9 protein-coding genes are annotated in these 12,225 nt (G+C 65.5%); 3 read left to right on the plus strand and 6 right to left on the minus strand.

The window, feature by feature from the left end; all coding sequences use genetic code 11:
* Positions 1-334: 334 nt before the first annotated feature.
* Positions 335-1,165, minus strand: a complete 831-nt coding sequence (locus CAG29_RS08825) for an oxidoreductase (RefSeq protein WP_085633280.1) — start codon at positions 1,163-1,165, stop codon at positions 335-337.
* Between the two features lie 130 nt (positions 1,166-1,295).
* Between CAG29_RS08825 and CAG29_RS08830 the strand changes: the two genes are divergently transcribed.
* On the plus strand, positions 1,296-2,192 hold the full coding sequence (locus CAG29_RS08830) for a LysR family transcriptional regulator (RefSeq protein WP_085586463.1): 897 nt from the start codon (positions 1,296-1,298) through the stop codon (positions 2,190-2,192).
* Positions 2,193-2,197: 5 nt separating this feature from the next.
* On the opposite strand, the gene CAG29_RS08835 is transcribed toward CAG29_RS08830, so the two are convergent.
* On the minus strand, positions 2,198-3,367 hold the full coding sequence (locus tag CAG29_RS08835; RefSeq protein ID WP_085694257.1) for a DUF1624 domain-containing protein: 1,170 nt from the start codon (positions 3,365-3,367) through the stop codon (positions 2,198-2,200).
* A gap of 105 nt (positions 3,368-3,472) precedes the next feature.
* Entirely contained in the window at positions 3,473-6,502 is a 3,030-nt protein-coding gene (locus CAG29_RS08840; RefSeq protein WP_085694258.1) for an FAD-binding and (Fe-S)-binding domain-containing protein, read from the minus strand.
* A gap of 155 nt (positions 6,503-6,657) precedes the next feature.
* Between CAG29_RS08840 and CAG29_RS08845 the strand changes: the two genes are divergently transcribed.
* Positions 6,658-7,542, plus strand: a complete 885-nt coding sequence (locus CAG29_RS08845) for a LysR substrate-binding domain-containing protein (RefSeq protein WP_085586457.1) — start codon at positions 6,658-6,660, stop codon at positions 7,540-7,542.
* A 217-nt stretch (positions 7,543-7,759) separates the two neighbouring features.
* Here the strand turns inward: CAG29_RS08845 and CAG29_RS08850 are convergent, their stop codons facing one another.
* On the minus strand, positions 7,760-9,034 hold the full coding sequence (locus CAG29_RS08850) for a glucarate dehydratase family protein (RefSeq protein WP_085694260.1): 1,275 nt from the start codon (positions 9,032-9,034) through the stop codon (positions 7,760-7,762).
* Between the two features lie 24 nt (positions 9,035-9,058).
* On the minus strand, positions 9,059-10,426 hold the full coding sequence (locus tag CAG29_RS08855) for an MFS transporter (RefSeq protein ID WP_085586453.1): 1,368 nt from the start codon (positions 10,424-10,426) through the stop codon (positions 9,059-9,061).
* A 117-nt stretch (positions 10,427-10,543) separates the two neighbouring features.
* Between CAG29_RS08855 and CAG29_RS08860 the strand changes: the two genes are divergently transcribed.
* Positions 10,544-11,443, plus strand: coding sequence for a LysR substrate-binding domain-containing protein (locus CAG29_RS08860; RefSeq protein ID WP_085586451.1), 900 nt, complete (start codon positions 10,544-10,546; stop codon positions 11,441-11,443).
* A 142-nt stretch (positions 11,444-11,585) separates the two neighbouring features.
* On the opposite strand, the gene CAG29_RS08865 is transcribed toward CAG29_RS08860, so the two are convergent.
* Positions 11,586-12,191 (minus strand): DUF6338 family protein, encoded by a 606-nt coding sequence (locus CAG29_RS08865; RefSeq protein WP_085641246.1) that lies wholly within the window; start codon positions 12,189-12,191, stop codon positions 11,586-11,588.
* Between the last annotated feature and the right edge of the window lie 34 nt (positions 12,192-12,225).

Here is a 12,225-nt window from a genome sequence, read left to right on the forward strand (position 1 = left end):
ACCGCCATCGCCAGCAGGCTGGCTCCCACAAGGGATCCCCGATGTCCGCAGGATCCAGGCACACCACAAAACCTGTAGGAGTTTGCCTGCAAGCGATGAGGCCAGTTCAGCCGACATCTCCGTTGCCTGACCTACCGCCATCGCTGGCAAGCCAGCTCCCACAAGTATCCCAAGCGTTCGCAAGATTCATGTACACCGCCAAAACCTGTGGGAGCTGGCTTGCCAGCGATGAGGCCGGCACTGCCGACATCTCTGCTGGCTGAGCCACCGCCATCGCCAGCAGGCTGGCTCCCACAAGGGATCCCTGTATTCCACAGAAACCTGTTGGACCCCTTCAGTCCTTGAAGTCTGTAGACAGCGCCAACGCGTGCCACTCGGCCAGCTCCTGCGCCACCAGGCGGTTCTTCGCTTCGATCCGCGCCACCGTGTCGCTGCCCAGGGCCAGCCGCTGCGGCGGGTTCGGGGCATCGGCCAGCGCCAGCATCGCTTCGGCGAACTTCACCGGATCCCCCGGCTGCGCATGGTTGGCGGCTTCGGCGAAGGTGCGCATCTTGCCCACGGTGTCGTCGTAGTCCGGCAGCACCAGCGCGGTCTTGATCAACGATTGCTCGTCCAGGAAATCGGTGCGGAAGAAGCCCGGTTCGACCACCGTCGCATGGATGCCCAACGGCGCCAGTTCCTGATGCAGCGCTTCGCTGATGCCCTCCACCGCGAACTTGGTGGAGCCGTACACGCCCCAGCCCATGTAAGCCTGGTAGCCGCCGATGGACGAGATGTTGATCACCCGCCCGCTGCGCTGGGCACGCATGTGCGGCAGCACCGCGCGGGTCACGTTGAGCAGGCCGAACACATTGGTGGCGAACAGCCGCTCGGTTTCGCTGGCGCTGGTTTCTTCCACCGCCCCCAGCACGCCGAAACCGGCATTGTTGACCAGCACGTCGATGCGGCCGAAACGTTTGATGCCCTCCGCCACCGCTTGATGGGCTTCGTCCTCGCGGGTGACGTCCAGCCGCACCGCCAACAGGTGGGGGTGCTCGCCGAGGCGGTCGGTGATGTCTTGCGGCTTGCGGGCGGTGGCGATCACCGCGTCGCCGGCACGCAGGGCGTGTTCGGCGATCAGGGAGCCGAAACCACGGGAAGCGCCAGTAATGAGCCAGGTACGCATATCAACTCCTCCTGTCAGTGGCCTTGGCGAACGTGCCGGGCCTTCTCGATGAGTTGAGCGAACTGTAAGGCCGTGCTACTGATGTGATAATCCCAGCAAATTCGCATGGCTTTGTGAAAGGCACTCACAAATGAAACAACCGTCCACCGCTGATCTGTCGATGTTCCTGTGCATCGCCCGGCACCTGAACTTCAGCCGCGCAGCGGTGGAACTGGGGCTGACCCCTTCGGCCCTGAGCCATGCGCTGCGCACCCTGGAAAGCCGCCTCGGCGTGCGCCTGTTCAACCGCACCACCCGCAGCGTGGCCCTGACCGAGGCCGGCGAACGTTTGCAGACGCGGCTCCAACCGGCGTTCCGCGACATCGACGATGCGCTGGAGGACCTCAACCGGTTCCGCGACACGCCCTCCGGCACCTTGCGTATCAGCGCCGGGCGCCAGGCCTGCGAACTGGTGCTGTTGCCCATCGTCAGCGATTTTTTGCGGGCCTATCCGGACATTCGCCTTGAAGTCATCGACAGCGACGCCCTGCTGGACATCGTCGCGGGCGGCTTCGATGCGGGCGTGCGCTTCGGCAACCGGCTGGAGGCGGATATGGTCTCAGTGCCCATCGGCCCGTCCCTGCGCTCGGTGGTGGTCGGGTCGCCGGCGTTTTTCGAGCGCCATGCCACACCGCACAAGCCTGAGGACCTGCACGGGCTGCCGTGCATCCGTCACCGCTTCCCCAGCGGCACGCTGTACCGCTGGGAGTTCGAGCGCGGCGGCATCGCCCAGGAAATCGAAGTCAACGGCCCGCTGACCTTGGGCGACGTCAGCCTGATGGTCGGCCCGGCACTGCAGGGCGCGGGGCTGGCCTATGTGTTCGAGGGCATGGTCAGCGAGCATCTGGCCGCCGGACGTCTGGTGCAGGTGCTCGGCGACTGGTGCCCGCACTACCCCGGCCTGCACCTGTACTACCCCAGCCGACGCCATGTGCCGGCGCCGCTGCGGGCCTTCATCGACTTCGCCCGCACGGGCAAGGCCGGCTGAGGCGGCTACAGGTACTTCAGCCAGGCGATGTCCTTGCGCCGGGCCTTCAGCAGCGAAAACCAGCGCACCGCCGGAAACAGCGCCACCGCCAGTGCCACCGCCGCCAGCCAGACCGCCGCCACGGACGAAAAGCCGAAATGGCTGCCCTGGTTGAGCCCGAACAGCGCCACGCCCATCAGGTACAGCAGTTTCAGCGCATACAGGTGCAGCAGATAGAAAAACATCGGCGCCGAACCGAACACCGTCAGCCAGCGGATCCAGCGCCGCTCCCCTGCGCGTTCGAAGCCGCGCAAAAGCAACAGCCCGATGCTCACGGTCAGCGCGATGAACAGCAGCGACGGCGGGTATTTGGTGATGTTGAGAAAGCTCATCAGGGTTTGCGTAGCGCTGTCGCCGAACGCCCAGGGCTTCTCGCCATAGCCGTTGAGCAGGCGCAGCCCGGCGAACCCCAGCAATCCCGCGATGCCGGCCAACAGCAGGCAGGACCTGCGCACAGCCGCATCGGCGTCACGGGCGAACCAGGGCCCCAAGGCGTAACCGAGGCCGATCACGCCGATCCACGGCAACAGCGGATAGGACGTGCGCAGGTGCAGGCTTTCGCCCAGTTCGATCCAGCCGCGGTCGTGCAGGATCGCCCAAGGCACATGCAGCGCGGATTCCTTGGCGAAGTGCACGCCGTCCAGCAGGTTGTGCCCGGCGATGAGCACCAGGCTCAACGTCAGCAGCAACCAACGGGGCAGCCAGACCAACAGCGACAGCGCGATCATGCTCAGGCCGATGGCCCAGATCACTTGCAGGTAAATCACGCTCGGCGGCAGCTGGAACGTCCAGGCGAAGTTCACCAGGGTGAATTCGAGCACCACCAGAAACAGCCCGCGCTTGAACAGAAAGGCGCTGACCGCCGCTTTGCCCGCGTGCCTTTCGCCGAACAGCCAGGCCGACAGCCCGGTCAGCAGCACGAACACCGGCGCGCACAGGTGCGCCAGGGTGCGGCTGAAGAACAGTTCAGGCTCCGTGGCGGCGATGTCCATCGGATCGCTGACCTGACGGTGCAGCAGAAAGGTTTCGCGCACGTGATCCAGCAGCATGAACAGGATGACCAGGCCCCTGAGGGCATCGATGGACAGCAGGCGGCCGGTCACAGGCGGAACGGGTGGGGAAGCGGCAAGAGTCATGGCGGTATCGCAATCGAAAAGAGAATCCGACCGGGGCCGACAGCGGAGGGCCCCGAATTTGCGTTACCTTATAACACTAATTTTTCGATGAACGGCCAGCCGCCCTCAAACGGTGCGCAGACGCTCCAGCAACACCTGCAACGGATGGCGCAGCGCCCGCTCCGACTGACGCTTGACCTGGCTGCGGCACGAATAGCCGGTGGCCAGCGCCTCGCCCCGCTCCGCCGGCGCCTCGACCTGCCGCGCCCAGGACTGCTCGTAGATCACCGCCGACGTTCCGCGGTTGCGCGCCTCGTGGCCGTAGGTGCCGGACATCCCGCAGCAGCCGGTCGCCTGGGTCGCCAGTTTCAGGCCGACGCGCTCGAACACCTGCTCCCATTGCCGGGTCGCCGCCGGAGCGTTGGTCTTCTCGGTGCAGTGCGCCAGCAGGCGGAAGCCCTCCGCCGCCGGCAGACCGCTGCGCTCCGGCATCACCTTGAGCAGCCACTCCTGCACCAGCGCCACTTCCGGGCAGTGCTCCATCCCCGGCACCTTGAGGTACTCCTGGCGATAGACCAAGGTCATGGCCGGATCCAGCCCCACCAACTGCACGCCGAGATCGGCCAACTCGCGCAATTGCCCGGCGTTGCGCAGCGCCGCGCGGTTGAACGCCGACAGGAAGCCCTGCACATGCAGCGGTTTGCCGTTGGCGCTGAACGGCGCCAGGTAGACCTGATAGCCCAGGCGCGAAATCAGCTCGACCAGGTCCGCCAGCAAGGGCGCCTCGAAGTAACGGGTGAACGCATCCTGCACCAGCACCACGCTGCGTTCGCGCTGCGCCTGGGTCAGCGCCGACAGCAGCGGCACCGTGGCTGGCTGCACGTGCCAGCGACGCATCGCCCCGTGGAAATCGAAGCGGCTGAGCAGCGGCACATCGACCATGCCGCCGACGCGCTCCAGCATCCGCCGGCTGAACGCCGACCCCATCAACCCGTTATAGATCAGCGGCACCCGCGCCAGGAACGGCATGCTGTACTCCAGCGAGGCGATCAGGTAATCGCGCAGCGGCCGCAGGTAACGGGTGTGGTACAGCTCCAAGAAACGCGAACGGAAGTCCGGCACGTTGACCTTGACCGGGCACTGCCCCGCGCAGGACTTGCACGCCAGGCACCCGGCCATGGCGTCGTACACCTCATGGGAGAAGTCCGCCGCCGGGCTTCGGCCGTTGCGCCAGCGCTGCACCAGGTTGGCGAAGAACGGCGGCCGGCGTGTGCCTTCGGCCAGCACATCGACCCCGGCCTCGCCTTGCAGGCGCAGCCATTCGCGGATCAGCGACGCCCGGCCCTTGGGCGACTGCGCGCGCTGGCGGGTGGCCTTCCACGACGGGCACATGGCGTCGTCCGGATCGAAGTTGTAGCAGGCGCCGTTGCCGTTGCAGTGCATCGCCGCGCCGTAGTCCTGCCAGACCTTTTCCTCGATCTGCCGATCCAGCTCGCCGCGCAGGGTCACTTCGTCGATCTTCAGCAAGGCGGCGCCGGGGATGTCCGGGGTCGCGATCTTGCCGGGGTTGAACTGGTTGAACGGGTCGAACGCCGCCTTCAGGGCTTGCAGCGCCGGGTACAGCTCGCCGAAGAACGCCGGCGCGTATTCCGAACGCAGGCCTTTGCCGTGCTCGCCCCACAGGAGGCCGCCGTAGCGTTGGGTCAGCGCGGCCACGCCGTCGGACACCGGGCGCACCAGCGCCGCCTGCTGCGGATCCTTCATGTCGAGGATCGGCCGCACGTGCAGCACGCCGGCATCGACATGGCCGAACATGCCGTACTGCAGCTTGTGGCTGTCGAGCAGGTCGCGCAGTTCGCCGATGTACTCGGCCAGGTGCTGCGGCGGCACGGCGGTGTCCTCGACGAACGGCTGCGGCCGCGCTTCGCCGGCGACGTTGCCGAGCAGGCCCACCGCCCGCTTGCGCATGCCGTAGACCTTGTTCACCGCCGCCTGGCCCACCGCAAGCGTGTGCCCCAGGCGCTGCACCGTGGCGTCGCTGCCCAGATGCCCGAGGAAGGCTTCGACCCGGCGTTGCAGGTCGTCCGGATCGTCGCCGCAGAACTCCACCAGGTTGATGCCCCGGGTCGGCTGGTCGGCGCTTTCCGGGAAGTATTCGGCCACGCCGTGCCAGACGATGTCCTGCATCGCCAGCATCAGCACTTTGGAGTCCACGGTCTCGATCGACAGCGGCTTGAGCGCCATCAGCGCCCGGGCATCGCGCAGGGCTTCCATGAAGCCGGCGTAGCGGATGTTCACCAGCATCGTGTGCTTGGGGATCGGCAGCACATTGAGCTTGGCTTCCACCACGAACCCCAGCGAGCCCTCGGCGCCGCACAGCACGCTGTTGAGGTTGAAGCGCCCGTCGGCCTCGCGCAGGTGCGCCAGGTCGTAGCCGGTCAGGCAACGGTTCAGGTCGGGGAAGCGTTCGCGGATCAGCTCGCCCTGCTCGTCGATGATCTGCCGGGCGCAGCGGTAGACCTCGCCGACGCGGTCCTGGCGGGCGCACTGCTCGGCCAACTGCGGCTCAGCCAACGGATGGCCGTGCAGGCGCTCGCCGCCGCGCAGCACCATGTGCAGTTCCAGCACATGGTCGCGGGTCTTGCCGTAGGTGCAACTGCCCTGGCCGCTGGCGTCGGTGTTGATCATCCCGCCGACCGTGGCGCGGTTGGACGTGGACAGTTCCGGGGCGAAAAACAGCCCGGAGGCCTTGAGGGCGGCATTGAGCTGGTCTTTCACCACGCCCGCCTGCACCCGCACCCAACGCTGCTCCACGTTGATCTCAAGGATGCGGTTCATGTGCCGCGACAGGTCGACGACGAGGCCGTCGGTCAGCGACTGGCCGTTGGTGCCGGTGCCGCCGCCCCGGGGCGTCACCACCACCTGGCGATGGACAGGTTCGGCGATCAGGCGCGCCAGCAGCGCGACGTCGTCGGCATCCCGGGGGAACACCGCCGCCTGGGGCAGGCGCTGGTAGATCGAGTTGTCGGTGGCCAGCACTACGCGGCTGGCGTAGTCGGCGCTGATTTCCCCCTTGAAGCCCTGATCCTTCAGGGCCTGAAGGAATCGTTGGTAATCGGCGTTCAGGGCGGCAACAGGCGACAGCTGGGCAATCATGGGTCGGGCGTCTCGGTCGAAAAGGCATTGCGGCGGTAAACACTTGTAGGCAACGAATGATTGCGTCAGGCTCCGCCATCTCATGGTGCCCATGTTCATTGCAGGGGCGGTCTGCGACAAACGTAAATTCGACCCGACTTTAATGACTAAAACGAATGAATCCGCGAACCCTCACTCCTTCGATGTCGTTGCTGCTGGCCTTTGAGGCCGCCGCCCGCCACGAAAGCTATACCCGCGCCGCCCACGAGCTGTCGCTGACCCAGAGCGCAGTCAGCCGTCAGGTGCAGATCCTGGAGAAGATGCTCGGCATGCGCCTGTTCACCCGCGAAGGCCGGCGGGTGATCCTTACCGACGTCGGGCGCATGTACCAGCGCGAACTGGCCGAAGCCCTCGGCCAGATCCGCAGCGCCACCCTGCAGGCCATGGCGTTCGGCTCCGGCATCCATAGCCTGCGGCTGGCGACGCTGCCGACCTTCGGCTCGAAATGGCTGCTGCCGCGCCTCAAGGACTTCTACACCGCCCACCCCGGCATGACCGTGCACCTGCATTCGCGCATCGAAGCCATCGACTTCGACACCAGCGAGATCGACGCGGCGATCTGCGTCGGCGGCGGCGACTGGCCGGGCCTGACGGCCCTTCCCTTGCACACCGAGGAACTGGTGGCCATCGCCAGCGCCCAACTGAGCGAAACCGAACGCCAGGCCGCCGAGCGTCAGATCGCCGACCAGCTGCTGCTCAACGTCAGCAGCAACGCCCAGGCCTGGGCCGAATGGTTCAGCCACCACGCCCTGCCCCACCGCCGCATGCGCATCGGCCCGAGCTTCGAGATGACCTCGCACTTGATCCAGGCCGTGCGCGCCAACATCGGCGTCGGCCTGGTGCCCAGGATCCTGGTGGAAGACGAACTGCAGAACGGTGAGCTGCTGCAACTGGGCGAACCGATCACCAGTCGCCGCAGCTATTACCTGGTGTACCCGGCGCGCAACGAATCGTTGCCGTCGCTGAAGGCGTTCCGGGACTGGCTGGTGCAAACGCTCTGACCCTGGAGCCGCTTTCGCGGGCAAGCCCGCTCCCACAGGGTTGTGCGGCGACCACAACCCCTGCCTTCACCCGAGATCCTCTGTGGGAGATCTTCTGTGGGAGCCAGCCTGCTGGCGATAGCGTCAGTCCTGGCACCGCAGGACCGGCGCGAGACAGTTGCTCCCACATTGGATACGCGTCGTGCATATGCCCGCGAAGAGGCCCGGGCCAGCGCCCTCAGAACCTCGGCTTGACCGCTTTCCAGTCCGGCTTGTAGCGCTGCATCTGGCGCACATCGTCACGCTGGCGGATCCCGCAGGTCAGGTACTGGTCATGCAGCTTGCCCAACTGCGCGTAGTCCAGTTCGACGCCCAGCCCCGCCGCGCGGGTGATCTTCACGCAGCCGTCGACGATCGGCAGCTTGCCGCCCTTGATCACCTCTTCGTCCGGCTCTTGCCATGGATAGTGGGTGTCGCAGGCGTAATCCAGGTTCGGCACCGACGCGGCCACATGGGCCATGGCCATGAGGCTGATGCCCAGGTGCGAGTTGGAGTGCATCGACACGCCGAGGCCAAAGGTGTCGCACATCTTCGCCAGGGTCTGGGTGTCACGCAGGCCGCCCCAGTAATGGTGATCGGCGAGCACGATCTGCACGCTGTTCTGCTCGACGCTGCGGCGAAACTCGTCGAAATCGGTGACCACCATGTTGGTCGCCAACGGCAGGCCGGTGCGCTTGTGCAGCTCGGCCATGCCGCCGAGGCCCGGGGTCGGATCCTCGTAGTACTGCAGATCGTCGCCGAGCAGTTCGGCCATGCGGATGGACGTCTCCAGCGACCAGTTGCCGTTGGGGTCGATGCGCAGCGGCAAACCGGGAAACGCTTGCTTCAGCGCCTTGATGCACGCCACCTCATGATCCGGCGGCAAGGTGCCGGCCTTGAGTTTGATGCTCTTGAAGCCGTAGGCCTCGATCATCCGCGCCGCCTGGGCGACGATCTGCTGTTCGCTCAGCGCCTCGCCCCAGTTGTCCGGCCTGTAGGGCGAATCCACGTGCTGCGCGTACTTGAAGAACAGGTAAGCGCTGAACGGCACCTCATCGCGCAACGCACCGCCCAACAGGTCCACCAACGGCACGTTCAGGTAACGCGCCTGCAGGTCGAGAAACGCCACTTCGAACGCCGAATAGGCGTTGCTCACCGCTTTGCTGGCGTGGGAGCCGGGGGCCAGTTCGGCGCCGGCCACGCTGGCGGGTTTGTTCGCGGCGACGGTGGCCTGCACGATGCGGCGCAGCTGGTTGAGGTTGAACGGGTCAAGGCCGATCAGCTGCGCCTGCAACTGCTGCTGGATCGCCAGCGCCGGGGCGTCGCCGTAGCTTTCGCCCAGGCCGATGTAGCCGTTGTCGCTTTCGATCTCGATGATCGAACGCAGCGCGAAGGGTTCGTGGATGCCGCTGGCGTTGAGCAGCGGCGGATCCCGGAAGGCAATCGGGGTGACGGTCACACGGGTGATTTTCAAGGGAACGCTCCTGCTGGATCGGGATCAGTGGCTGGCAGCCGTTTTCGCCGCCGTCGCGACGGCGGTGTCACGGCCGGGCTTTGCCGGGGTTTGGCCCTTGGCGCCGGGCGCCATGCGGGCGAAGAAGATCACCACCGCCGCCACCAGCGACGTGGCGGCCAGGCCGTACAGGCCGCCCTCGATGGAGCCGGTGGTCTGTTCGAGAAAACCGAAGGCGGTCGGCGCGACGAAGCCGCCCAGGTTGCCGATGGAGTTGATCAGCGCGATCACCGCCGCCGCGATGCGCGCATCCAGGTAACTCTGCGGAATCGGCCAGAACAGCGCCGATGCCGCCTTGAAACCGATGGCGGCAAAACAGATGGCGACGAAGGCGAACACCGGTCCGCCGGTGGTGGAGATGAACATGCCGACCGCCGCGATCACCAGGGTCAACGCCACCCAGGCCTGCTGGAATTTCCATTTGCCGGCCAACGCGGCGAAGCCGTACATCGCCGCGATGGAGATGATCCACGGGATCGAATTGAGCAGGCCGACCTGGAAATCGCCGAGGTTGCCCATCTTCTTGATCATGCTCGGCAGCCAGAACGTCGCGCCGTAGATGGTCAGGGCGATAGAGAAATAGATGAAGCAGAACAGCGCGATCTGCCGGTCCGCCAACAGCTTGAAGACCGACGGCTTGACCGCCTGGGCCGCTTCCCGGGCCCGCTGCTCGTCGGCGATCGCCGCCACCAGCGCTTCGCGCTCTTCTTCGCTCAGCCACCGGGCCTGGCGCGGGTGCGATTGCAGCCAGAACCAGACGAACCCGCAGAGCACCACCGACGCGGCGCCTTCGATCAGGAACATCCACTGCCAGCCGTGCAGGCCCATCCCGCTGATGTGCAGCAGCGCCCCGGACACCGGCCCGGAAATCACCGACGCGATCGCCGAGCCGCTGAGGAACACCGCCATGGTCTTGCCCCGCTCGGACGCCGGCAGCCACTGGGTGAAGTAGTAGATGATCCCCGGAAAGAACCCGGCCTCGGCGGCGCCGAGAATGAAGCGCAGCACGTAGAAACTGATCTCGCCCTGCACGAACGCCATCGCCATGGCGGCGGCGCCCCAGGTGAACATGATCCGTGTCAGCCAGGCGCGGGCGCCGTAGCGCTGCAGGAGCATGTTGGACGGCACTTCGAACAGGGCGTAGCCGATGAAGAACAGCCCGGCGCCCAGTCCGTAGGCGGCCGCGCCGATGCCCAGGTCGGTTTCCAGGTGGCTGCGCACGAAGCCGATGTTGACCCGGTCGATGTAGTTGACGATGAACATCACCACGAACAGCGGCAGCACATGGCGCTTGACCTTGGCGGCGGCCCTGGCGAGAACCGTGATGTCCGGCGGACTCTGGAGGGTATTCAAGGGGCGACTCCCGATCATTGTTTTTTTAGGGAAGCTTGAGGCACAGCCCGATCATGGACGCCGGTATTGATCCCGTCTAATCTAACTTGGCACTTGATTGATACCCGGATTGGATCAATGTTCGAACTGACCCAGCTGCGCTGCTTCACCACCGTCGCCACCGAACTGAATTTCCGCCGCGCCGCCGAGCGGCTGAACATGACCCAGCCGCCGCTGAGCCGGCAGGTCCAGCTGCTGGAGCATCACCTGGGCGTCGAACTGTTCACCCGCAACACCCGCAGCGTGGCGCTCACCGCCGCCGGCCGGGCGTTCTTCATCGAAGCGCAGAACCTGCTGGAGCGCGCCCAGCAGGCGGCCGTCACCGCCCGGCGGTTCGCCGAGGGCGACATCGGTTCGGTCAACATCAGTTTCGTCGGCAGCGCCGTGTATGAGTTTCTGCCCAAGGTCATCGCCGAGGCGCGGCTGAACCAGCCCCAGGTGAAAATCGACCTGACGGAAATGAACACCTACCAGCAGCACGAAGCCTTGCGGGCCCGGCGCATTGACCTGGGCATCGTCCGCGCGCCGCTGCTGGAGCCGGGCTACGCCACCGAATGCCTGGTTCGCGAACCGTTCGTGCTGGCCGTGCCGAGCGGCCATCGCTTGGCGGAGGCGGCTGAGGTGTCAGTCAGCGACCTCGACGGCCAGCCGTTCCTGATGTACTCCCACGCCGCCTACCCGCCGTTCAACGAACTGCTGACCGGCACCCTGCGCTCGGCCCGGGTCGCCCCGGACTACGTGCAATGGCTGGGGTCTTCGTTGACCATCCTGGCGCTGGTCAACGCCGGCATGGGCCTGGCCCTGGTGCCGCGTTGCGCCACCAGCGTGGTGTTCAGGAATGTGGTGTTCCGCGAGATCGACCTGGGTGACGGGGTGCAGAGCGAGCTGCACCTGATCTGGCGGGAGAACAACGACAACCCGGCGTTCGCGATGCTGCTGGAGGGCATTCGCCGGGCGGTGAAGGAAGGTTGGGGGTGAAAAGGTGCAGGCAGGACTGATCAGCGTTTGAGCGGTGGTGGCGCCTTCGGCCCCTTCACCAGCGGTTTCTCCAGCATTTTTCCGTCCGGTCCGTAAAACAGGCGCACGATATGGGGCGGCATGGGTTGTGGTGCTCTGGCGGTCATGATGAACCCTCTGATTTCGGGTTGAACTCAACCCACTTAACTTTCGCGGAATCTATCAGCAAGAACTCGGCGCCAAAAGGTACCTCAGTGCCATCATCGTTCAGCCAACAGGGTGATTGCATCAGGAACTGCCCGCTGCTCGACTCCGGCGGCCACTCGACGGGCCAGCCTAGGACGCGCCTTTCGTCATGCAGATGCAAGGTGATGAGCCGGTCAAACTGCACGAACGCCCTGAACCATTCACTCGGGTAAGAAGATTGTTTCGTCACGTTTCTGCTGCGCAGCCAACGGTGCAATCGGTCATTGGTGGCCAGGCAACAGGCGAACAACCCAAGCACCAGCGACACGGCAAACGCCCAGAACGCCTGCGCCCCGCCATCCCACTTTCCTACGGAAAAACCCCACGCTCCCACCCACCGGCAGACGGCGCCAATGCCCATCACCACGCCATGGATCACAAACGTGAAGATCAGCGCCTGCACGATCTGCCCGAACGTGTCGGGCCGCCTGAACGCCGTGAGGGTGTAGAACACCCAGGTCGAGACGAACCCGGGGATCAGGTACTGCAACAACGGAATCACTTCCTTCACCAGATCATCCATGATCCGCGGCTCCTCAAAACAGAAAACAGACCTC

Origin of the sequence: Pseudomonas sp. B7(2017), from assembly GCF_002112745.1 — a bacterium.
GTDB lineage: Bacteria > Pseudomonadota > Gammaproteobacteria > Pseudomonadales > Pseudomonadaceae > Aquipseudomonas > Aquipseudomonas ekonensis.